Genomic DNA, 21,431 nt, shown 5'->3' with positions numbered 1-21,431 from the left:
TCATTTTGCAACCGAACGGAGCGTAGGGCAGACTGGTTTCAATACGCAACTCATTGGAGGGGTGATGGCCGGCGACACCGGCGGGCGGCGGCCCGCCTGGACGGACCCGGACTGCCCGGTCGCCCGCACGGCCGACCTGGTCGGCGACCGGTGGAGCCTGCTCGTCGTCCGCGACGCGATGGACGGCGCCCGGTCGTTCACCGACTTCCAGCGGCGCACCGGCATCGCCCGCAACATCCTCGCCGAACGGCTTCGCAGGCTCACCGCGCACGGGCTGCTGGCCCAGGTCGATGCCCCTTCGGGCAGGCGCAGGCTGTACGCGCTCACCGAGGCGGGCAAGGACCTCTTCCCCGTGATCGTCACGATGCGGCAGTGGGGCGAGCGCCACGCCTTCGACGCCGGCGAACCGCACTCGGTCCTGGTCGACCGCGACGGCGCGCGCGTCCCCGACGTCGTGCCCGCGGCGGCCGACGGAACGCCGCTGACGAGCGAGACGACCTCGGTGCTCCGGCGGCCCTGAGCACCCGTTCCGGCGCCCGCGCGGCGCGCGCACCCGGTCTCGCCCTCCCCGGACGTCACGGCTTCGTAAGGGTCGGCGGGCCGCTTCCGCGGATAGCGTCACGCCCATGAAGAAGGCGATCGTGATCGTGATCGGTGCCGCGCTGCTCGCGGCCGGGTGCGGCGGCGGGGACGGGGACGGCGACGGCGGGTCCGCCGCCGTCGAACCGACGGCCGCCGCGCCCGGAAGTACGGCCCCGCAAACCCCGGGCGAGACGGGCGGGACGGGCCAGAACGTCCCGGAGGCGCTGCGGTTCAAGGGCGAGACGCTGGACGGTGAGCCGTTCGACGGGGCGACCCTCGCGGGGAAGCCGGTGGTGTTCTGGTTCTGGGCGCCCTGGTGCCCCAAGTGCATCGCCGAAGGGCCCGACGTGGCCAAGGCCGCCGAGAAGTACGGGGACCGGGTCTCCTTCGTCGGCATCGGCGGCCTGGAGAAGGACGCGGGCCGGTTGCAGGGGTTCGTGTCCCGGACGAGCTCGAAGGGCCTCACCCATCTGGACGACCGGACCGGCGACCTGTACGCCCACTTCGACGTCGCCGCGCAGTCCTCGTTCGTCTTCATGGCGCCGGACGGCACGACGAGCAGGGCGTCCGGGCCGCTCGGGGCCGCCGAACTGGGCCGGCACGTCGACGAACTGCTCGGCTGACCGGTGAAGGAGATCTCGCTGGCGCTGGCGGCCGGGTCGGTGGCCGCCTTCAACCCGTGCGGCTTCGCGCTGCTGCCGTCCTACCTGACGCTGCTCGTCGCCGCGCCCGGCACGGGCGGCGTCCGGCGGGCGCTGCGGCTGTCGGCCGCGATGACGGCGGGGTTCGTCACCGTCTTCGGCGTGTTCGGGCTGCTGATCTCGGTGCTGACCTCATCGGTCCAGGAGTACCTGCCGTGGGTCACCATCGTCGTGGGCGTGGCCCTGGTCGCGCTCGGCGGGTGGCTGGCGGCCGGGCGCGAGCTGAACGTCCGGGTGCCGCGCCTGCGGACGGGCGGGCCGTCGGGGTCGCTCGCGGGCCTGTACGGGTACGGGCTCTCGTACGCCGTCGCCTCGCTGTCGTGCACGATCGCCCCGTTCCTGGCCGTCACCGGGCTGGTGTCGGGCGGGACGGGCGTCGCCGCCGGGCTGGCGGCGTTCGTCGCGTACGGCGTCGGCATGGGGCTGGTCGTGGGGCTGCTGTCGATGCTGGTGGCGCTCGCGCACGACGCCGCGGTGGCGCGCACCCGCCGGATCCTGCCGCACGTCTCCCGCGTGAGCGGCGTCCTCCTGATCGCGGCCGGGCTCTACGTCGCCTACTACGGCTGGTACGAGGTGCAGGTCTTCGCGGGCGCGGACGCCGACTCGGCGGTCGTCGGCACCGCCACCGAGATCCAGGGCGCGCTGTCCGGCTGGGTGGAGCGGATCGGGATCTGGTGGATCGCCGCCGCCTTCGCCGGGCTCACCGCCGCCGCCGTGGCGGCGCGCCGGCTGCGGACCCGCGAACGGGACGCGGACACCGAGGGCGAACCGGCGGGCCGGCCCGGCTGAACCGGCCCGGCTGAACCGGCCCGGCACGACCGCTCACGCTCGCCGATGCGCGTTCACCGGCGCGCCACCGGGCGGCCACGAAGTCCATATCGGCGTGTTCCACCGTGGGTCTATGCGAATCGTCATCGTCGGGGGCGGTGTGCTGGGCACGATGCACGCCGCCGAGGCCGTCCGGCGCGGCCACTACGTCCTCCAGGTGGAGCGCGAGCCCGAGGCGCGCGGCGCGTCCGTGCGCGACCTCGGCCTGGTGCGGGTCGGGGTCCGCGCGGACGGCGCCGAGCTGTCCACGGCGCTTCGCGCGCGCGAGCTGTGGGAACGCATCGGCCGGGACGTGCCGGGCGCGGGCTTCCGCGCGAACGGGTCGCTGACCGTCGCCCGCACCGACGCCGAGCTCGCCGCGCTCGGGGACGTCGCCGAGCGCCCGGACGCGGCCGAGCGCGGCTTCAAGCTCCTCGACGCCGAAGAGGCCCGCGCCGTCAACCCCGCGCTGCGCGGCGCGATGCGCGGCGCGCTGTGGTGCGAACGGGACGCGGCCGTCGAACCCGGGGCCGCCCTGCCGGCCGTCCGCGCGCGCCTCGCCGCGTCGGGCCGGTACACGTGGCGGCCCGGCCGCGAGGTGCGCGGCCTCGGCGACATGCGCGACGTCGGCACCGCGTCCGTCCGCGACGATCACGGCGCGACCCATGAGGCCGACGCCGTCGTCCTGTGCACGGGCGCGCGGCCGTCGGGGCCGGTGCGCGAACTCGCGCCCGGCCCGCCAGTCCGCCGGGTGCGCCTGCGGCTGATGCGGACGGCGCCGCTGGACGAGCCGCTCACGACGTCCGTCGCCGAGCACGCCGCGCGGCTCCTCGTCGTGCAGCGCCTCGACGGCGGCCTGACCATCGGCGAGCCCCGCGCCCACGACGAGCCGGGCTCGCCCGGCGACGACGAGGCCGCCCACGACCGCCTGCGGGACGCCGCCGAGGCCGTCCTCGGGCGTCCCCTCCCGCCCGTCCGCCGCCGCTGGGCGGACGTCCACGCGCGGTGCGCCGACGCGTCCCGGATCGTCCACCGCGAGCGGGTCGCCGAGGACGTGTGGCTCGTCACCGGCACCGGCGAGAGCGGCCTGACCTGCTCCCCCGCCATCGCCGAGGACACCGCGAACGAATTGGGCCTGTGACGGCGCGGCCCGGCGGGAGGGTCGGTGCGGACCCGCCCACCGGGCCGCCGGCGAGGGTCGGCGTCAGCCGAAGTACTCGATGAAGGGGACCTTCTTGCTCGGGTCCGAGGCGGTGCCCGCGCTGACGACGGCGGACGTGCCGGGGCGTGCGTCGATGTCGCCCGCCTGGACCGTCCCGGCGCGCGACGGGCCGTTGTGGGTGGTCCAGCGGGCGCCGTCGTAGTGCATGTACTGGGTCTTGCCGCCGGTCGTGATCGGGAGCATGACCACGCCGCTGCCGCCGTCCGACGACAGGCCGATGCCCGCGGCGTTCAGCGGGGTGTCGATCGTCCGCCAGGACGAGCCGTTCCAGTGCATGAGCGCGTTGGTGATCTGGGCGTTCTGGCGGACGCGCAGGACGTACACGTTGTTCGCGGAGTGCGCCACGATGCGGTGCATCGTGCCCTGGTAGCCGGGGACGCCCATCCCGCCGGGAACGACCCTGGTCGTCCACTTGGCGCCGTTCCAGTGCATGACGAGGCCGTTGACGGAGGTGCCGTTGGACGACACGGTCCCGGCGAGCCACACGTCGTTGGCGGAGTTGACGTCCACGGCGGTGATGGTCGACGAGGGCGGGAGCGGGACCTTCGGGTCGACCCAGGCGCTGCCGGTCCAGCGGAGGATGGCGCAGGGGCCGCCGGCGGCGGCGTCGATGCCGGCGATCGACCAGGCGGAGCCGTCGGGGGCGGCGTCCACGGCCGTCGGGAATCCGACGAGCGGGTACGACACCTCGCTCCACTTGGTGCCGTTCCAGTAAAGGCCCTTGGTGCCGTTCCAGCTGTAGCCGACGACCCACGCCCTGTTCGCGTTCGCGACGGCGACGTCGGTGGGGGTGAAGCCGATGGGGCTCTGGTCGGCGACCCAGGCGGAGCCGTTCCACCGGACGAGCTTGGCCTGCGGGTTGAAGAGGTCGCCCGCGGACCCGACGGCCCAGCCCGCGTTCTTCGCACCGAAGTCGACCTTGTCGAGGGTGCCGTTGTAGTTGAGGGCCGCGCTGGGGATGTCCCGCCAGCCGGCGGCGTGGGCGGGCGCCGCCAGGGCGAGCGTCCCGGCGCCGCAGGCCACGGCGGTGACCATCGCCGCTTTCCGTCGCATATCCGCTCCCAAGATCCAGTTTTGGCAGGGATCACAGTACGGGACCGCTTACTCGTCGGTAAGGGGTGTTCCGGATCAGGCCACAGAAAAAGAAGAAAACGCCCGGAACCGAAGTTCCGGGCGTTCTCTGCGTGACCCGCGAGACGCGAAGGGTTACTCGCCCTTCCAGTTCGGCTTGCGCTTCTCCGCGAAGGCCGCCGGGCCCTCCTGGGCGTCCTTGGACGTGAACACCGGCAGCGTGATCTCCTGCTGCTTCTGCCACGTCTCGGCGTGCGACCAGTCGGGCGACTCGACGATGATCTTCTTGGTGGCGGCGAGGGCCAGCGGGGCGTTCTCGCCGACCTTCAGCGCCAGCTCCTTGGCCGCGGCGAGCGCGCCGCCCGACTCGGTGAGCCGGTTGACGAACCCGAGTTCGGCCATCCGCTCCGCGGCGTACTTGTCGCCGGTCAGCGCCATCTCCATGGCGATGTGGAACGGGATGCGCTGCGGCAGCCGCAGGAGGCCGCCGCCCGCGGCGACGAGGCCCCGCTTCGGCTCGGGCAGCCCGAACTGGGCGTCCTTGGCGGCCACGACCATGTCGCAGGAGAGGGCGACCTCGCAGCCGCCGGCGAGCGCGTAGCCCTCGACCGCGGCGATCAGCGGCTTGGTGGACGGCCGCTCGACGATGCCCGCGAACCCGCGGCCCTCGACGATCGGGTTGTCGCCGGTGAGGAACCCCTTCAGGTCCATGCCGGCGCAGAACGTGCCGCCCGCGCCGGTGAGGATGCCGATCGACAGGTCCTTGCGGGTGTCGAGCTCCTCCATCGCGGCCGCGATGCCCTGTGCCACGGCGCTGTTGACGGCGTTCTTGGCCTCGGGACGGTTGATCGTGATGGTGAGGACGGCCCCGTCCTCTTCGGTCAGAACAGCGTCGGACATTCAGTGCCTCACTTCGGCTGGAAGCGGATACCACCGTCGAAGCGGATGGTCTCGCCGTTCATGTAGTCGTTCTCGATGAGGGACTTGACCAGGTGCGCGAACTCCGCCGCCGTGCCCATCCGCTTCGGGAAGGGGACGGGCGCGGCCAGCTTGGCCTTGAACGCCTCCGCGGCCTCGCCCTCGCCGTAGATCGGGGTGTCGATGATGCCGGGGCAGATGGTGTTGACGCGGACGCCGATCGCGGCGAGGTCGCGGGCGGCGGGCAGCGTCATGCCGACGATGCCGCCCTTGGACGCCGAGTACGCGATCTGGCCCGTCTGGCCCTCGAGGGCGGCGATGGACGCGGTGTTGATGACGACGCCGCGCAGGCCGTCGGCGTCCGCGGGGTCGGTCTTGGAGATGGCGGCCGCGCCGACCCGCATCAGGTTGAAGGTGCCGATGAGGTTCACCCGGATGACGGTCTCGAACGCGCCGAGGTCGTGCGGGGTGCCGTCGCGGCCGACGGTCCGCGACGCCCAGCCGATGCCGGCGCTGTTGACGATGACGCGCAGGGGGGCGCCGGTGTCGACGGCGGCCTGCACCGCGGCCTGCACCTGCTCCTCGCTCGACACGTCCGTCTTGACGAAGACGCCGCCGATCTCGTCGGCGAGTGCCTTGCCCTTGTCCTCGTTCAGGTCGGCGACGACCACCTTGGCGCCCGCGGCGGCCAGCGATCGGACGGTGGCCTCGCCGAGACCGCTCGCGCCACCGGATACGACGGCGGAAACTCCGTTCAGGTCCATAAGCAGCACCTTACGTGAGGGACCGAATGTGGTTCGGGGTGATGTTACCCAGACGTCACCGCGCGCTCTGCTCACACCCCGGCGGATTGCGGAGGCACGGATGTTACTCAGGAGTCACACTAGGGGTCGTGTTTGCCCCCGGCCGCTCCGGGCACCCGCCCTACCGGATCCGAGGGGAGGACGATATGAGCGAACGACCGGCGCAGAGCCAGTCCTACCCGGGGCACACGGGCGACATGGCCCCCGAGCCCAAGGACGAGATGCGCGACTACACCGGCAGCGGACTGCTGGAGGGGCGCCGCGCGCTGATCACCGGCGGGGACTCCGGCATCGGCCGGGCCGTCGCCGTCGCGTTCGCCAAGGAGGGCGCGGACGTCGCGATCACCTACCTCAGCGAGGACGACGACGCCCGGCGCACCGCGGACCTCGTGACCGCGACCGGCCGCCGCTGCGTCACGTTCGGCGGCGACCTCGCCGAGGAGCGGCACGCCCGGGAGATCGTGCGGCACACCGTCCGCGACCTCGGCGGACTGGACGTCCTCGTCCTGCACCACGGCACCCAGACCCCCGTGCAAGACGTCCGCGAGATCGACGACGCGCAGCTCCGCCGGACGTTCGACGTGAACGTCTTCGCCGTGTTCTGGACGATCCAGGAGGCGCTCGACCACCTCGGGCCCGGCTCGTCCATCGTCATCACCGGCTCCATCAACGGGCTGCGCGGCAACAAGACGCTGATCGACTACTCGGCGAGCAAGGCGGCGGTGATGGCACTGACCGCGTCCCTCGCGCAGAACCTCATGGACCGCGAGATCCGCGTCAACTGCGTCGCGCCCGGCCCGGTCTGGACTCCGCTGATCCCCTCGACGCTGGAGCCGGAGAAGGTCGAGAGCTTCGGGCGGCAGGCGCCGATGGGCCGCGCCGCCGACCCCGACGAGGTCGCGCCGTCGTACGTCTTCTTCGCCGCGAACCGCACGTCGTCGTACTACTCGGGCCAGACGCTCGTCCCGGCCGGCGGCGAGATCCACCCGGGGTGAGGCCCATGGGCCTGCGGCGCAGCGACCCCGCCGAGCCCGGCTACCGACGACGCAAGAGCGGCAAAGGCTTCACCTACATCGGCCTGGACGGGCGCACGCTCACCGACCCGGACGAGCGCGCCCGCATCAAGTCCCTGGTCATCCCGCCCGCCTGGCGGGACGTGTGGATCTGCCCGGACGCCGACGGCCACATCCAGGCGATCGGCACCGACGCCGCCGGGCGCCGCCAGTACCTCTACCACGAGGAGTGGCGCGAGCAGCGCGACCGGGAGAAGCACGAGCACGTCCTCGACCTGGCCGAACGGCTCCCGGACGTCCGCGCGCGGCTCGCCGGGCACCTGTCGGGACGCGGGTACGGGCGCGAGCGCGTGCTCGCCGCGGCCGTCCGCCTCATCGACCTCGGTTTCTTCCGGATCGGCGGTGAGGAGTACGCGGCGGGCAACGGAACGTTCGGGCTCGCGACCGTCCTGCGCGAGCACGTCACGTGCCGGCGCGGCCGGGTGACGTTCGAGTATCCGGCGAAGGGGGCGAAGGAGCGGCACCAGTCGGTCGCCGAGGAGGACGTCTGCAAGGTCGTCGCCGGGCTCATGCGCCGCAAGGACGAATCCCCCGAACTCCTGGCATACCGGACGCGCGACGGCTGGCACGACGTCACGACGTCCGACATCAACGACTTCGTCCGCGAGATCACCGAGGGCGACTTCACCGCGAAGGACTTCCGCACCTGGCACGCGACCGTCCTCGCCGCCGTCGGCCTCGCCGTCTCCGCCCCGCGGGCCGGCGACTCCGAGACGGCCCGCAGGCGCGCGGTCGTCCGCGTCGTGAAGGAGGTCGCCGCCTACCTCGGCAACACCCCGGCGGTCGCCCGCGCGTCCTACATCGACCCCCGCATCATCGCCCTCTACGAGGACGGGCGCACCATCGCGCCCGCCCTCGAGGCCCTCGGCGTCGAGGCCGAGCCGGGCGAACTCGCCACGCAGGGGCCGGTCGAACGGGCCGTCCTCGACCTCCTGCGGTCCGCGTGATCACCAGGCGGACACGCGTTCCTCCGCCCGCTCGGCGCCCGCGCTCCCGGCCGTCTCCAGGCGGTACAGCGCGTACGCGTGCTGGAGCACCGGCAGCGCCACGTTCCGGACCCGCACGCCGCCCTTCGTGATGCCCTTCTCCGTCCCCTTGTGGGCGTGCCCGTGGACGGCCAGGTCCGCGCCCGCCGCGTCGATCGCCTCGCCCATCAGGTAGCTGCCGAGGAACGGGAAGATCTCCGGCGGCTCCCCCTCCAGGGTGTCGTCGACCGGCGAGTAGTGCGTCAGCGCGACCCGCACGTCGGCGTCCAGTTCCAGCAGCGCCGTCCCGAGCCGGGCGGAGAAGTCCCGCGTGTGCCGGACGAACTCCTTCATCTCGGGCTCGCCGAACTCACCGGCGCACTTGCCCTCGAACCCCCCGCCGAACCCCTTCCCGCCCGCGACGCCGAACCGCACGCCGCCGCAGTCCACGACCGTCCCGTCCCCCTCCAGCACCGTGATGCCCGCGTCCCGCAGCAGCGCGGAGATCCCGTCCTCGAGGTCGCTGTGGTAGTCGTGGTTGCCGAGCACGGCGATCACCGGGACGCCGAGGTCGCGCAGCTCCCCCGCCGCGACCCGGCCCTCCTCCAGCGTGCCGTGCCGGGTGAGGTCGCCGGCCACCAGGAAGACGTCCGCGTGCTCGGCGATCTCGTGCAGGTGCGCCCGGTACTTCCCGGCCGACTCCGGGCCGACGTGCAGGTCCCCCGCCGCCGCGACACGGATCATGAGATCCTCTCCTCCCGGTCCGGCTCCCGGACCTCGAAGACGGACACCTCGTTGCAGATGCGATGGCCCTCCGCCGCGGCGCGCGCGGCCTCCTCGACGTCCCGCCGCTGCTCCTCGCTCGCCACCTGCCCCCGCAGATGGACGACGTCCCCGCGGACGTCCACGCGGATGCCGAGCTCGTGCGCCTCGGTCGCGAGCCGTTCCTGGATATGGGCGGATATGTACGCGGACGGATCGGTCACAGTACGCCCCCTTCGATGACGTTCAGCCGGGCGAGCAGCGTGAGGAACGCGTAGGCGTACGGCGAGTCGGCGGTCTCGGCGGCCACCCGCGGCCAGTCCACCTGCTCCCGCAGCGCCCGGCACACGTGCAGGAACCCGCTGAAATCACACGTCGTCTCGGTGAACGCCAGCAGCCGCATGATCGCCAGATCGGTCGGGTGCAGCACGGGCATGAACACCGCGCCCACCGGGATCTCCCGCGTCCGGCTCAGCAGCTCCGCGTTCACCGGCCGCCCCGACGGCGTGTGGATCAGGTCGATCACGTGATCGCCGTCGCACGCCTTCTCCAGCCAATTCTCGGGGCTCTCCAGGTGCGTCATGCCCGCCTCGCCGAGCGCCTCGAGCGCGGCGCCGACGTCCTCCGGCCGCACGACGAAGTCGACGTCGTGCGTCGACACCGCCGCCCCGTGCGCGTACGCGGCGAACCCGCCCGCGAGCGCGTACCGGACGTCCGCGTCCCGCATCGCCGCCGCGGCCCGCTTCAGGCTCGGCAGCAGCCCCTCCGCGGGCCCGCCCGGCCCCGGCGCCCCGGACCCGCGCCCGGCCGTCCACGACCGGGCCTGCACATCGACCACGTGCTCCCCTGACTTCGACGGCGCTCGCGTTCGCGGTACCCGCAGAAACCCGCATCAATCCGGCGAGATCCCGCATCCGCCGCTCCCTTTCCGCGGAGCGACGCCCATGCGCCGCGAGGGGCGGGCGACGCGGCGGCGGCCTCGGGGGCGGGCCTGCCGGGTCCCGGCCCCGAGGCCGCCGCGCTCACCTTCCGGTCAGCAGTCGATCAGCTCCGGCGACTGGTTGAGGAGCTGGGCGCGGGGGGAGGTGAAGCGCGCGTGGCGGTCGGGGGTGGCTTCGGCGCGGGGGTCGAAAGCGGCGACGCGGTGGCAGTTCTGGAAGGCCAGGCGGACGCCGAAGTGCCGTTCGAGGGCGCCGCGCATCGCGTCGCTGGCGAGAGCGCGCAGCAGCTCGCCGCGGGCGCGCTCGTCCGGCGGCGGGGTCCGGTTGTCGGCGAAGCCCTCGCCGCCGTCCCGCATCCGCTCGACGACCTCGCCGATCACCTCCCACGCGTACGGCAGCGAGGCGCGGACGCACGCGACGAACGACGCGTCGTCCACCTCTCCCTTCATCGCGGCCTCCATGAGCCGGTCGTCGACGGTCAGCGACATGACGCACTCCCTCTCTGCGGTCGGGGCAGGACGCCTCCACTCTCACATGAAAACGGTTGTCATTTCCAGTGGCGCGCCGTAGGGAGTTTCCGGACGAACGACTACGAGGCGGGCGGGGTCGCGGGACGGCCGAAGCAACTGCCGAGAGGATCGCCGATCGAGCACCACCCGGGCTTCCGGACCGGGACGTACCCGGACGGCACCCCGCGCCGGGCGATCAGCGACCGGTACGTCGGCACGGCGTCGGTGGGCCGCCGGGTGAGGGACGGGTCGGTCAGCACGTCCACCGTGTACAGGCCGAAGCGCGGCCGGTAACTGCCCCACTCGTAGTTGTCGGTGAGGCTCCAGTAGTTGTAGCCCATCACCGGCACGCCCTCTGCCATGGCCCGCTGGATCCAGTAGACGTGGTCGTGCAGATGGTCGGAACGCGTATAGCCGTCCGGGCGGGGTTTGCCGTTGTCGGTGGGCATGCCGTTCTCCACGATGAACAGCGGCAGGTCCGGTACGCGCAGGTGGTACTGCTTGAGCACGTAGTAAAGGCCCTCCGGGGCGGGGTCGATCTTCCACAGCTCGCCCGTCAGCGCGTGGGCCGCGGTGATGTTCTCCAGGTTCGCGCCGTAGTAGTAGTCGACGCCGAGGAAGTCGAGCTTGTCGGTGACCTCATTGAACAGGGCCGCGTCGAACAGGCCGTTGAGGAGCGTGCCGTAGGCGATGTTGCTCGACACCATGGCGTCCGGGTCGATGCGGTGGATCATGTCGTAGGCGGCCCTATGGGTCTTCACGAGCGCCTTCTGCATCGTGAGGACCTGCCCCAGGTCCAACGGACGGTGCGTCAACTCCCGGTAGATGTACGAACTGGCCTCGTTGAACGTGACCCACAGAACGTCCATGTCCTTGTACCGGTTGACGACGAACCGGGCGTGCCGGAGCCAGTCCTCCTGCGTGCGGGGGTCGTCCCACGCGCCTTGATCGGCTACCCAACCCGGGTACACCCAGTGGTCGAGGGTCAGCATCGGCCGCATCCCGGCGGCCCGGATACGGCGGACGAGATCGTCGTAGTAGGCGATCGCGCCCGGGTCTCGGTGACCGCGGCGGGGCTCGAGGCGGGCCCACTCGACGGACGTCCGGAACACGCTGACGCCCAGGCCCCGCGCGAGCTCGATGTCGCCCGGATAGCGGTGCCGGAAGTCGACCGAGTCGCGGTACGGGTCCTCGACCTCTCCGGCCTTGCGTTCGACGTACCGCGTCCAATTGCTGTCGGGGAAGGAGCCCTCGCTCTGGAAGCCGCTCGTGGAGACGCCCCAGAGGAAGTCCGCCGGGAACCGGACGGTGCCGCGGACGTCCGCCGCGGCCGGGAGCGCCGTCCCGGCGGCGACGAGGAGCACCAGGACGGCCAGGAGACGCGCGCAACGGGATCTGCCGGGCACGGGAACCTCCGATGAACATGAGCCTTTCTCGGACTACAGATCCATGGGAGGTTCCCGTCAATCCCCTCGGACGGCCACATCCGGCGCGCCCCCGCGGGCGTCAGCCGGCGAGCACCGGGTAGTCGGTGTAACCGCGGTGGTCACCGCCGAAGAACGACGCCGCGTCGGCCTCGTTGTACGGGCCGCCCGCCCGGATCCGCGCCGGCAGGTCCGGGTTCGCCAGCCACAGCTGCCCCAGCGCGATCGCGTCCGCGACGCCCTCGCGCAGCGCCGCCGCACCGTCCTCGGGGCTCGCCGGCACCTCGTCCGTGACAGGGTGCGGGTTCAGGACGAGCGCGCCCGGCCAGCCGTCACGGATCAACCGCGTCACGTCCCGGTTACCCACCTCCAGGACGTGCAGGTACGCGAGGCCCAGCGGGGCGAGCGCCGCGACGAGCGCCCCGTACAGCTCGGGCACGTCGCTCTCGGTCACCCCGCCCGCGCCGTTGCCCGGTGACACCCGCAAGCCCACCCGCTCGGGCCCGATCGCGTCCGCGACCGCCCGCGCGACCTCCGTCCCGAACCTGATGCGGTTCTCGACCGAGCCGCCGTACCCGTCCGTCCGGACGTTGCTGCCGTCGCCGAGGAACTGGTGGATCAGGTACCCGTTCGCGCCGTGGATCTCGACGCCGTCGAAGCCCGCGTCGATCGCGTTGCGCGCGGCGGCGGCGAAGTCCGCGACCGCCTCCGCGATGTCGTCCCGCGTCATCTCCCGCGGCACCGGGTGCTCCAGCATGCCGTCCGGGTGGAACATGCTGTCGCCGCTCGCGATCGGCGACGGCCCCACCGGCAGGCCCCCGTCCGGGTACAGCACCGGATGTCCGACACGTCCCGAATGCATCAGCTGCGCGAAGATCCGCCCGCCTTCGGCGTGCACCGCGTCCGTCACCTTCCGCCACGCGGCCACCTGCTCGTCCGCGTGCAGCCCCGGCGTCCAGATGTACCCCTGGCCGCGGACGCTCGGCTGCACCGCCTCGCTCACGATCAACCCCGCGCCCGCCCGCTGCCGGTAGTACTCCGCCGTCAGCTCCGTCACCTTGCCGTCGTCGAACGCCCGGCTCCGCGTCATCGGGGCCATCACCAACCGGTTCGGCAGCTCCAGCTTCCCGACCGTCAGCGGCTCGAACAGCTCGTCCATCACGTCCTCCAAGCGGTGTTTGCGATGGTCACGAACCTACGAACCCCCGCATACGGGCCGCATCCGTACCGTTTCGGTACCTGGCCCCGTAGTTTGGACCCGTGCTCTACGGGCGGAACACCGAACGAACGCGCATCGCCACGCTCCTCGCCGAGGCCCGCGACCACCGGCGCAGCGGTGCGCTGCTGCTGCGCGGCGAGGCCGGCATCGGCAAGTCCGCGCTGCTGGACGACGCCGCGGCGGCGCTCACCGCGGCCGGCGGGACGCACGTCCTGCGCGCCGTCGGCGTCGAGGCCGAGTCGAACCTCGCCTACGCGGGCCTGAACCAGCTGCTGTGGCACGTCCGCGACCGGCTCGACGCGCTCCCCGCCGCCCAGTCGGCCGCGCTGCGCGCCGCGCTCGACGACCCCGGCGCCCCCACCGACCACCGCGACCGGTTCACCGCCGGCCTCGCCGTCCTCACCCTCCTCGCCGACCTCGCCGAGGAGAACGGCCCCGCCCTCTGCATCGTCGACGACGCCCAGTGGCTCGACGGCGCCACCGCGCAGTCCCTGCTGTTCGCCGCGCGCCGCCTCACCGCCGAGGGCGTCGTCATGCTGTTCGCCGCCCGCGACACGGGCTTCGCAGGCACGAGCCTGCCCGAACTGCGCCTCGAACGCCTCGACGCCCGCGACGCCGAGCGGATGCTCGCCGACCGGGACGTCCCGCGCGCCGCCCGCGCCCGCGTCATCCGCGAATCCCAGGGCAACCCGCTCGCCCTCCGCGAACTCGCCACCGGGCAGGGGACCCCGGACGCCCAGCCGCTCCCCGTCGCCGACCGGGTCACCGCCGCGTTCCGCGAACGCATCGCCGAACTGCCCGACAAGGCCCAGGTCATGCTGCTGCTCGCGGCCGCCGAGGGGCGCGGCCACATGCCCGCGCTGCTGCGCGCCGCCCGCCTCTTCGACGCCGGCCTCACCGACCTCGCCCCCGCCGAACGCGCCGGGCTCGTCGACGTGTCCGGACGGTCCGTCTCCTTCCGGCACCCGCTGATCCTCACCGCCGCCTACCAGGGCGCCGTCGCCACCCAGCGCATCGCCGCCCACCGCGCCCTCGCCGACAGCGCCGACGACCTCGAATGCCGCGTCCGGCACCGCGCGGCCTCCACGATGGTCCCCGACGAGGACGTCGCCCAGGACCTCCAGGCCGCCGCAGAGCGCGCGCGGAACCGCACCGGGTACGCCACGGCGTCCGCCCTGTACCGGCAGGCCGCCGAACTCACACCCGACACCCAAGCGCGCGCGGAACGCCTCGCCGCCGCCGCCGACCTCACCTTCCAGGCGGGCAACGTCGAGGAAGCCGAACAGCTCTCGGCGTCCGCCGAACGCCTCACCGCCGACCCCGCCGCCCGCGCCCGCCTCGGCCGCCTCCACGCGACCGTCGAGTTCGAACGCGGCGACCCCCGCGCCGCCGTCCGCATGCTCACCGAACACGCCGCCCACGCCGACCCCGCCGACCGGACCGCCATGCTCCGCGACGCCGCCACCTACGCGTGGACGTCCGGGGACGCGCCGTCCCTCCTGCGCATCGCCACCACCACCGACGACCCGTACGTGCGGGGCCTCGCCCACGAGGTCCGCGGCGAGCACGACCGCGGCCTGCCGATCCTCGCCGGCCTCCTGGCCCGCCCCGACGACCCGCTCCGCGCCGCGCAGCTCGCCCTCATCCTCGGCGACGACCGCGCCGTCCTCGACCTCACCACCGCCGAGACCCGCCGCTGCCGCCGGCACGGTCTCGTCGGCGCCCTCCCGAACGTCCTGCAGACCCAGGCGCACGCGCAGATCATGACCGGCCTGCACGCCGACGCCGAGGCGTCCGTCGCCGAGGCCGTCGCCCTCGCCCGCGACACCGGCCTCGCCCGCCGCGCCGGGCGGCTCCGCGCCGCCCTCGCCCGCGTCGCCGCCATCGAGGGCGACGAGGACCGCCTCCGCGACCTCGTCCGCGACGCCCCGCCGCCCGGCGGCGGCTACGCCGACAGCGCCCGCGCCCTCCTCGACCTCGCCCTCGGCCGCCACGACGACGCCCTCCGCCGCCTCGACGACATCGCCGCCGGCCCCCGCCGCCACGGCAGCCACGCGATCCTCTCCGCCGCCGACCAGGTCGAGGCCGCGGTCCGCGCGGGCACCCCCGACCTCGCCCGTGCCGCCCACGAGCGCTTCCGCGCCTGGGCGCGCGCGTCCGGCCAGCCGTGGGCCCTCGCGGTCGCCGCACGCTGCGAAGCCCTCCTCACCGACGCGGAAGAACCCTTCAAGATCGCGGCCGAACTGCACGAACAGTCCACGCGCCCCTTCGAGAGGGCCCGCACCGAACTCCTCTACGGCGAATGGCTCCGCCGTTCACGACGACGCTCCGACGCCCGCGTCCCCCTCCGCTCCGCGGTGGAGACCTTCGAACGCCTCCGTGCGACCCCGTGGCTCGACCGGGCGCGCGCCGAACTCCGCGCGACGGGCGAATCGACCTCGACGTCCGCCGCACCCAACGCGCTCGACCGGCTGACGCCGCAGGAACTCCAGGTCGTCCGCCTCGCCGCCGAGGGCACCAGCAGCCGCGACATCGCCGCCCAGCTCTTCCTGAGCCCCCGCACGGTCGAGTACCACCTGTACAAGGCGTACCCCAAGCTCGGCATCTCCTCGCGCAGGGAACTGTCGAACCTCCTGGAGCCCGCGTGAGCCCCTACTCCCGCAGGTGCCGCCGCAGGAACTCCTCCGCGAGCACCCACGCCCGTTCCGCGGGGGCCTCCTGGTAGAACATCGGAGCCTTCCGATTGTGGAACGCGTGCCCGCCGTCCTCCTGCACGTGCACCTCGACACCGTCCCTCGCCGCCCGCTCCACCTTGGCGACGTCCTCCCGGGGGATGTAGGGATCGGCACCCCCGAAGTGCAACTGCAGCGGCCCCCGCACACTCGCCATCAACTCAAGCTGCGAGGGCACACCCGACCCGTAGAACGACACCACGGGCGCCTCCACCCGACTGGCCAGCAGGTACGCGAGCGTCCCACCGAAGCAGAACCCCAGCACCCCGACACGCCCCACCCCGGGCAGCCCCCGCAGGCACCGCAGCGCCGCCTCGAGATCCCCGACCCCCGCGTCCCAGTCGAACCGCGACACCATCGACACCCCGCGCTCCACGGCCCGTTCGTCATGCCGCACCGACCAGTTCGGCTCGATCCGCCAGAACATGTCCGGCGCCCCCACGACATACCCGTCCCGCACGAGGTCCTCGGCGACCGCCTCCATGTACTCGCCGACCCCGAAGATCTCCTGCACCAGCAGGACCCCGGCCCGGGCCCCTCGCCCCACACCGTCAGATCGAACGCCCCGTCAACCCGCTCAACACGCTTCATCCCCCCATGATCCACCCTCCCTCCGTAACCCCGTCGCGAACCCGGCACCGATCTAGGTACGCTTGCTCAACGGGTCGCTAGCTCAATTGGCAGAGCTCCGGACTTTTAATCCGTAGGTTGTGGGTTCGAGTCCCACGCGACCCACCACCCCCGACCGGGGCGAACACCTGCCCTCCGCTGCGTCGAGGATCATGTCTGAGGCCCACCTGGGGCCGTCCTGAGGCCGGGAACAGGGACGTCCGTCCCCGTCTCGCCGACCTTCAGCGGCGTCACCACCAGCCCGGTGACCGGGCAGCAATCGAGTGCGCGTCCGACCTCGTCCGGGCGGATGCGGTGGCGATGTTCGGTTGGCCCTTTCAGTGGTGACGACTCAGGACTCGGAGCACAAGCTCTCGATCACGCGGCCAGCGCCGTGGCCGACCGGCCGCCACGTCTGGCTGCCGCGGCGGGGCGTCGTTGAGGGCTCGATGGTCGGCGGCGCCGCTTGCTGCCCGGCACTCGCCAGCCGGCCCGCAGCACGTGGGTGGCGGTTTGCTCGGCAGCGGTGTGGGCGACTTTGGGCAGCACCGAGGTGTAGGTGTCGGCGGTCAGCACGATGCTGGAGTGCCCGAGCATCTCCTGCACCACCTTCAACTCCACCCCCGCCGCCAGCGCGAGGGTCGCCGCACCGTGCCGCAGGTCGTGCAGCCGGACCGGAGGCAGCCGGTACTCGGCCAGTATCCGCTGGAACACGTGCGTGAGCCGCCCCGGAGAGACTGGGTCACCATTGAGGTTGGTGAACACGTACCCGCTGTCGCGATACCGGTCGCCGTAGGTGGTGGCCTCGGCCCGCTGCAGGTCACGGTGCGCTCGCAGCGCGGCAATGGTGGTGCGATCCAGCGCGACGACTCGGGCGCTGTGCGCGGTCTTGGCCGGGCACGCTTGCAGACGGCCGTTCCGCCGCTGGAGCTGCTGGACAATGGTCGCGGTGCCATGTTCCAGGTCCACGTCGACCCAGCGCAGCCCCGCCGCCTCACCGCGCCGCAGGCCGCGCAGTGCGATCAGGTGATAGGCGGCGTAGAGACGGTGGCCGCCGATGGCGTGCAGGAACGCGGCAGTCTGCTCGGCTGTCCACACCGCCACCGCCGGACGCTCACCGGTGCGCTCCCAATGCTCGACGCGAGCGGCCGTCCACACCACCGCCCGAGGCCGCCGCGCCGTCGGCAGCGCCAGCAGCGCGGCCGGGTTCTCGCTGATGAGGCCGTCCCGCAGCGCGGCATTCAGCGCACTGCGCACGCCGCGCAGGCCAGGCAGGCGTTCCGCAACGTCAAGCTGGCTCTGGAAGGCGTAGGTGCCGCTCCCGTGGACATGGTCCGACACAACATTTACGTCGTGGACCACCGTCCAGAGCTGGTGCCGATCATTTTCGGAGCGGCCCAGGAAGTCTACGGCGACCCGTGGCCGCTCGCCGCAAGCACCCTCCTCGGCGTGCAGACCCTCGGCCTTCCCGGCTGGCTGATCGAGGTGGAGGCGACCGCCCTCTTGTCCTGACTCCCGTGCCGGGCCCGCGTGAGAGCCGCGCTAATGGCCTTACTTGCGTGGTCACCGTTCCGCGGACCGGGCGGCCGGTGTCGGCGACCCCGACCCGCACATCCGCGCCGCCGCGGCCAAGGTGCGCCGGCGGCGCAGGTAGAAGCCTGCGGCCAGCCCGGCCTGGCCGCCGCCGATCACCACGACGTCGACCGGGCCGGGGTTGAGGGGCGCGGAGGTCAAGCTCGCGCCCCCGGCGATTCGGCCGATCGCGAGAGGGCGCGGCGGCGCAGCCACAGCGACACGTACACCAGGGCGACGAGGACGGGCACCTCGATGAGGGGGCCGACGACGCCGGACAGGGCCTGCCCGGACGTGACGCCGAACGTGCCGATCGCGACGGCGATCGCGAGTTCGAAGTTGTTGCCCGCGGCGGTGAAGGCGAGGGTGGCGGTGCGGTCGTAGGGCAGGCCGATGCCGCGTCCGAGGGCGTAGGAGCCGCCCCACATCAGCGCGAAGTACACCAGCAGCGGCAGCGCGATGCGCGCCACGTCGACGGGCTGCGAGGTGATCGTCTCGCCCTGGAGGGCGAACAGGATCACGATGGTGAACAGCAGCCCGTACAGCGCGACGGGACCGATGCGCGGCAGGAACCGGGACTCGTACCAGTCGCGGCCCTTGGCCTTCTCTCCGTAGCGGCGGGTGAGGTACCCGGCCAGCAGGGGGACGCCGAGGAAGACGAGCACGTTGACGATGATCTTGCCGGTGGAGAAGTTTAGGTCGTCCTGGTCGAGGCCGAGCCAGCCGGGGAGGACCTGCAGGTAGAACCACCCGAGGGCGCCGAAGGCGATCACCTGGAAGATCGAGTTGAGGGCGACCAGGACGGCGGCGGCCTCGCGGTCGCCGCAGGCCAGGTCGTTCCAGATGATGACCATCGCGATGCAGCGCGCGAGGCCGACGATGATCAGCCCGGTGCGGTACTCGGGCAGGTCGGGCAGGAAGATCCAGGCGAGCGCGAACATCAGCGCGGGGCCGACGACCCAGTTGAGGACGATCGAGGAGATCATCAGCCGCCGGTCGCCGGTTACGGTGTCGAGGCGGTCGTAGCGGACCTTCGCCAGCACCGGGTACATCATGACCAGCAGCCCGAGCCCGATCGGCAGGGAGATGCCGCCGATCTCGACGGCGGACAGCGCGTCGTCCAAGCCGGGGACGGCGCGGCCGAGGAGGAGCCCGGCCGTCATCGCCGCGATGATCCACACCGGGAGGAAACGGTCGAGGGTGGACAGCTTGCCGACGAGCCCGGCTTCGGGGGCCGGTGCGTCGGTGGTGGGGGCGCTCGTCACGGGCAGGGCCTCTTCCGGGTCTGGGCGCGGGCGGCCTCGGCGGCGCCGGCCAGTTCGTCCAGCCGCGCGGACGCCGCCCGCAGCGGCTCGGGCCGCAGCCGGTAGTAGGTGAACCGGCCGCACGGCTCGGTCTCCACGAGCCCGGTGTCGCGCAGGACGCGCAGGTGGTTGGAGATGTTGGTCTGCCGGGCGCCGGTCTCCTCGACCAGGTGGCACACGCACAGCGCCTCGGCCGCAAGGAGTTCCACGATCCGTGCGCGCAGCGGGTCGGCCAGGGCCCGCAACACATCAGCATTCGTTGATATCAGCACGGGCTGATGGTAGCCCTTGTACCGGACGCCCGTCTCCCGCCTCTTGACCGGGCAATTTTTCTCAATCTACATTGACTCAATGCATGCTGAGCAATCCGACCTGGTGCGGCGGGCGGCCGTGCACGCCGCGCTCGCCGAACCGGTCCGGCTGGCGATGGTGGACGCCCTGGCGCTGCAGGACGTTTCGCCGAAGGAGCTCGGCGCGCGCCTCGACCTGCCCTCCAACCTGCTGGCGCATCACCTGGGGGTGCTGGAGCGGGCGGGCCTGGTGGTCAGGGGACGCTCGGAGGCCGATCGCCGCCGCAGCTACGTCCGGCTGCTCCCCGAGACGCTGGACGGCCTGGTGCCCGCGGACGTCCGGGGCCTGGCCCGGCCGTCCCGCGTGGTGTTCGTGTGCACGCACAACTCGGCGCGGTCCCAGCTCGCCGCCGCGCTGTGGGCGCGGCGCAGCCCGGTGCCCGCGGCGTCGGCGGGAACCCGGCCGAGCCCGCACGTCCATCCCCGGACGGTCGCGACCGCGCGGGCTCACGGGCTCGACCTGGTGACGGGGGGCACCGCGCACGTCCGGGACGTCCTGGAGCCCGGCGACCTCGTCGTCGCCGTCTGCGACAACGCCCACGAGCACCTGGACCGGCGTTCCGGCGGGACGAGCACGGACCGCCTGCACTGGTCGGTCCCCGATCCGGTGCCGGCCGACACCGACGCGGCCTTCGAGGAGGCGCTGACCCTCATCCGGCACCGCGTCGGGCGACTCGCCGCGGCCGTGGACACGGCCGCTCCGGGGAGACCGGCGTGACCAGGGCCGGTGAACGGGCGGTGTTCGAGCGGACCGCGGCACGTCTCGCGGCCCGGTTCCATGGGCTCGCCTCCGCCGAGACGATCGGACGGCTGGTCGCCGATTCCCACGAGCGGCTCCGGGCGACCTCGCGCGTGGACGCCCATCTGGTCGTGCTCGCCGAACGGTTCGCCGCCGAGCGGCTGACCGCGCTCGCCCAGGCCGAGGGCCGCCGCGCCGGCCGCCGAACTCGAACTCGTCGAGGCGATGGCGGAGAACGGGGTCGATCTGTCTCCGGAGTCCCCCAAGCCGCTGACCGACGAGCTGGTGGCGGCGGCCGATCTGGTGGTCACCCTCAGCTGCGGGGGCGCGTGCCCGGTGCTGCCCGGCATCCGCCACCTCGACCGGACGGTCCCCGACCCGCCGGACGTCCCCTGACCGAAGTCCGCCGCATCCGCGACGAACTCGACCTGCTCACCGCCATCCAGTACAAGGAGAACGCATGACCGAGAGCCCCGCGACCACCGAGGCCGACACCACCGGGACGTCCGGCAAGCCGAGCGTGCTGTTCGTGTGCGTGCACAACGCCGGACGGTCGCAGATGGCCGCCGCCTACCTCGCGCACCTGGCCGGGGACGCCGTCGAGGTGCGGTCGGCGGGGTCCGAGCCGGCCGACCGGGTGAACCCCGCCGTGGTGGCGGCGATGGCCGAGGAGGGCGTCGACGTCTCCGCCGAGACGCCGAAGATCCTCACGGTCGACGCGGTGCGGGCGTCCGACGTCGTCATCACCATGGGCTGCGGCGACACCTGCCCCGTCTTCCCCGGCAAGCGCTACCTCGACTGGACGCTCGACGACCCCGCCGGGCAGGGCGTCGAGGCCGTCCGGCCCATCCGCGACGAGATCCGGAGGCGCGTCGAAGGGCTGATCGGCGAGCTGACCGGCCCCTGACCCTACCGTAGCCCCGGACGGACCTTCGCCATTCCTGAATTGCGGACGAATGGTCGGCCGCTGGCAGTGGAGCGAGCCTTGGCGGCCAGGTGTCCGTCCGGTGACGGTGACCTGGACGCGCCGACAGCGCACACCGGGATGGCAGGACGATCTTCGATCGCCGTTAACCGGACGGACACCCGACCCGGCGCCGCTCCTCCTACTGTCGCCCTCCGGTGGCC

The 21,431-nt window shown here is 72.8% G+C and carries 25 protein-coding genes, 1 tRNA gene and 1 pseudogene; 13 read left to right on the top strand and 14 right to left on the bottom strand.

The window, feature by feature from the left end:
- The first annotated feature begins 64 nt into the window (after positions 1-64).
- From ACFQ11_RS22590 to ACFQ11_RS22575, 4 genes are all read left to right on the top strand, one after another.
- A complete protein-coding gene (locus tag ACFQ11_RS22590) occupies positions 65-520 on the top strand; it encodes a winged helix-turn-helix transcriptional regulator (protein WP_378301763.1) in 456 nt (151 codons plus the stop codon).
- A 106-nt stretch (positions 521-626) separates the two neighbouring features.
- A complete protein-coding gene (locus tag ACFQ11_RS22585) occupies positions 627-1,205 on the top strand; it encodes a redoxin family protein (RefSeq protein ID WP_378301761.1) in 579 nt (192 codons plus the stop codon).
- 3 nt (positions 1,206-1,208) lie between these two features.
- The gene (locus ACFQ11_RS22580) at positions 1,209-2,072 is read left to right on the top strand and encodes a cytochrome c biogenesis CcdA family protein (protein WP_378301759.1); all 864 of its coding nucleotides are present in this window, start codon (positions 1,209-1,211) and stop codon (positions 2,070-2,072) included.
- A 112-nt stretch (positions 2,073-2,184) separates the two neighbouring features.
- The gene (locus ACFQ11_RS22575) at positions 2,185-3,231 is read left to right on the top strand and encodes an NAD(P)/FAD-dependent oxidoreductase (RefSeq protein ID WP_378301757.1); all 1,047 of its coding nucleotides are present in this window, start codon (positions 2,185-2,187) and stop codon (positions 3,229-3,231) included.
- Positions 3,232-3,294: 63 nt separating this feature from the next.
- Here the strand turns inward: ACFQ11_RS22575 and ACFQ11_RS22570 are convergent, their stop codons facing one another.
- From ACFQ11_RS22570 to ACFQ11_RS22560, 3 genes are all read right to left on the bottom strand, one after another.
- Entirely contained in the window at positions 3,295-4,365 is a 1,071-nt protein-coding gene (locus ACFQ11_RS22570) for a hypothetical protein (protein WP_378301755.1), read from the bottom strand.
- A 153-nt stretch (positions 4,366-4,518) separates the two neighbouring features.
- Entirely contained in the window at positions 4,519-5,283 is a 765-nt protein-coding gene (locus ACFQ11_RS22565) for a crotonase/enoyl-CoA hydratase family protein (RefSeq protein WP_378301752.1), read from the bottom strand.
- Positions 5,284-5,291: 8 nt separating this feature from the next.
- The gene (locus ACFQ11_RS22560) at positions 5,292-6,065 is read right to left on the bottom strand and encodes an SDR family oxidoreductase (RefSeq protein ID WP_378301750.1); all 774 of its coding nucleotides are present in this window, start codon (positions 6,063-6,065) and stop codon (positions 5,292-5,294) included.
- A 185-nt stretch (positions 6,066-6,250) separates the two neighbouring features.
- On the opposite strand from ACFQ11_RS22560, the gene ACFQ11_RS22555 reads away from it, so the two are divergent.
- The gene (locus tag ACFQ11_RS22555; RefSeq protein ID WP_378301748.1) at positions 6,251-7,099 is read left to right on the top strand and encodes an SDR family oxidoreductase; all 849 of its coding nucleotides are present in this window, start codon (positions 6,251-6,253) and stop codon (positions 7,097-7,099) included.
- A 5-nt stretch (positions 7,100-7,104) separates the two neighbouring features.
- Complete coding sequence (locus tag ACFQ11_RS22550) at positions 7,105-8,124, top strand: DNA topoisomerase IB (RefSeq protein ID WP_378301746.1); 1,020 nt, start codon at positions 7,105-7,107, stop codon at positions 8,122-8,124.
- On the opposite strand, the gene ACFQ11_RS22545 is transcribed toward ACFQ11_RS22550, so the two are convergent.
- From ACFQ11_RS22545 to ACFQ11_RS22520, 6 genes are all read right to left on the bottom strand, one after another.
- Positions 8,125-8,886, bottom strand: a complete 762-nt coding sequence (locus ACFQ11_RS22545; protein WP_378301744.1) for a metallophosphoesterase family protein — start codon at positions 8,884-8,886, stop codon at positions 8,125-8,127.
- Positions 8,883-9,128 carry a BON domain-containing protein gene (locus tag ACFQ11_RS22540; protein WP_026404455.1) on the bottom strand — a complete coding sequence of 82 codons (246 nt, stop codon included), beginning with the start codon at positions 9,126-9,128 and terminating at the stop codon, positions 8,883-8,885. Before ACFQ11_RS22540 ends, ACFQ11_RS22545 begins: the two co-directional genes overlap by 4 nt.
- Entirely contained in the window at positions 9,125-9,742 is a 618-nt protein-coding gene (locus ACFQ11_RS22535; RefSeq protein WP_378301741.1) for a nucleotidyltransferase family protein, read from the bottom strand. Before ACFQ11_RS22535 ends, ACFQ11_RS22540 begins: the two co-directional genes overlap by 4 nt.
- Positions 9,743-9,937: 195 nt before the next feature.
- A complete protein-coding gene (locus ACFQ11_RS22530; protein ID WP_378301739.1) occupies positions 9,938-10,333 on the bottom strand; it encodes an SCO5389 family protein in 396 nt (131 codons plus the stop codon).
- A 101-nt stretch (positions 10,334-10,434) separates the two neighbouring features.
- Complete coding sequence (locus tag ACFQ11_RS22525; protein ID WP_378301737.1) at positions 10,435-11,760, bottom strand: family 1 glycosylhydrolase; 1,326 nt, start codon at positions 11,758-11,760, stop codon at positions 10,435-10,437.
- Positions 11,761-11,860: 100 nt separating this feature from the next.
- The gene (locus ACFQ11_RS22520) at positions 11,861-12,937 is read right to left on the bottom strand and encodes an alkene reductase (RefSeq protein ID WP_378301734.1); all 1,077 of its coding nucleotides are present in this window, start codon (positions 12,935-12,937) and stop codon (positions 11,861-11,863) included.
- Positions 12,938-13,038: 101 nt separating this feature from the next.
- On the opposite strand from ACFQ11_RS22520, the gene ACFQ11_RS22515 reads away from it, so the two are divergent.
- Positions 13,039-15,645, top strand: coding sequence for an ATP-binding protein (locus ACFQ11_RS22515; RefSeq protein WP_378301732.1), 2,607 nt, complete (start codon positions 13,039-13,041; stop codon positions 15,643-15,645).
- A gap of 4 nt (positions 15,646-15,649) precedes the next feature.
- On the opposite strand, the gene ACFQ11_RS22510 is transcribed toward ACFQ11_RS22515, so the two are convergent.
- On the bottom strand, positions 15,650-16,276 hold the full coding sequence (locus ACFQ11_RS22510; RefSeq protein WP_378301730.1) for a dienelactone hydrolase family protein: 627 nt from the start codon (positions 16,274-16,276) through the stop codon (positions 15,650-15,652).
- 115 nt (positions 16,277-16,391) lie between these two features.
- Here ACFQ11_RS22510 and ACFQ11_RS22505 point away from each other — a divergent pair.
- Positions 16,392-16,467, top strand: a tRNA-Lys gene (locus ACFQ11_RS22505).
- 249 nt (positions 16,468-16,716) lie between these two features.
- Here ACFQ11_RS22505 and ACFQ11_RS22500 read toward each other — a convergent pair.
- Complete coding sequence (locus tag ACFQ11_RS22500) at positions 16,717-17,496, bottom strand: tyrosine-type recombinase/integrase (protein ID WP_378301786.1); 780 nt, start codon at positions 17,494-17,496, stop codon at positions 16,717-16,719.
- Between ACFQ11_RS22500 and ACFQ11_RS22495 the strand changes: the two genes are divergently transcribed.
- Positions 17,470-17,850 (top strand): RidA family protein, encoded by a 381-nt coding sequence (locus ACFQ11_RS22495; protein ID WP_378301728.1) that lies wholly within the window; start codon positions 17,470-17,472, stop codon positions 17,848-17,850. The two genes, ACFQ11_RS22500 and ACFQ11_RS22495, sit on opposite strands and share 27 nt — an antisense overlap.
- Before the next feature lie 51 nt (positions 17,851-17,901).
- On the opposite strand, the gene ACFQ11_RS22490 is transcribed toward ACFQ11_RS22495, so the two are convergent.
- Genes ACFQ11_RS22490 through ACFQ11_RS22480 form a run of 3 tightly spaced genes read right to left on the bottom strand, consistent with a single transcriptional unit; the run spans position 17,902 to position 19,486 of the window.
- The gene (locus tag ACFQ11_RS22490; RefSeq protein ID WP_378301725.1) at positions 17,902-18,072 is read right to left on the bottom strand and encodes a hypothetical protein; all 171 of its coding nucleotides are present in this window, start codon (positions 18,070-18,072) and stop codon (positions 17,902-17,904) included.
- A complete protein-coding gene (gene arsB / locus ACFQ11_RS22485) occupies positions 18,069-19,175 on the bottom strand; it encodes an ACR3 family arsenite efflux transporter (RefSeq protein ID WP_378301723.1) in 1,107 nt (368 codons plus the stop codon). Before arsB ends, ACFQ11_RS22490 begins: the two co-directional genes overlap by 4 nt.
- Positions 19,172-19,486 carry an ArsR/SmtB family transcription factor gene (locus ACFQ11_RS22480; protein WP_378301721.1) on the bottom strand — a complete coding sequence of 105 codons (315 nt, stop codon included), beginning with the start codon at positions 19,484-19,486 and terminating at the stop codon, positions 19,172-19,174. The genes arsB and ACFQ11_RS22480 overlap by 4 nt, the downstream gene beginning before the upstream one ends.
- A 79-nt stretch (positions 19,487-19,565) precedes the next feature.
- Between ACFQ11_RS22480 and ACFQ11_RS22475 the strand changes: the two genes are divergently transcribed.
- The 4 genes and pseudogenes from ACFQ11_RS22475 (at position 19,566) to ACFQ11_RS22460 (ending at position 21,210) form a co-directional block, all read left to right on the top strand.
- Positions 19,566-20,282: an arsenate reductase/protein-tyrosine-phosphatase family protein gene (locus ACFQ11_RS22475; protein WP_378301719.1), complete on the top strand. Its 717-nt coding sequence runs from the start codon at positions 19,566-19,568 to the stop codon at positions 20,280-20,282.
- Positions 20,279-20,467, top strand: a pseudogene (locus ACFQ11_RS22470) (three-helix bundle dimerization domain-containing protein); the annotation flags it as partial. The gene ACFQ11_RS22475 and the pseudogene ACFQ11_RS22470, both read left to right, overlap by 4 nt.
- Before the next feature lie 61 nt (positions 20,468-20,528).
- A complete protein-coding gene (locus ACFQ11_RS22465) occupies positions 20,529-20,699 on the top strand; it encodes a low molecular weight phosphatase family protein (RefSeq protein WP_378301788.1) in 171 nt (56 codons plus the stop codon).
- Between the two features lie 64 nt (positions 20,700-20,763).
- Positions 20,764-21,210, top strand: coding sequence for an arsenate reductase ArsC (locus ACFQ11_RS22460; protein WP_378301717.1), 447 nt, complete (start codon positions 20,764-20,766; stop codon positions 21,208-21,210).
- Positions 21,211-21,431: the final 221 nt, after the last annotated feature.

Source organism: Actinomadura sediminis, from assembly GCF_042675525.1.
GTDB classification, from domain to species: domain Bacteria; phylum Actinomycetota; class Actinomycetes; order Streptosporangiales; family Streptosporangiaceae; genus Spirillospora; species Spirillospora sediminis.
This window is presented reverse-complemented; position numbering and strand designations above follow the sequence as displayed.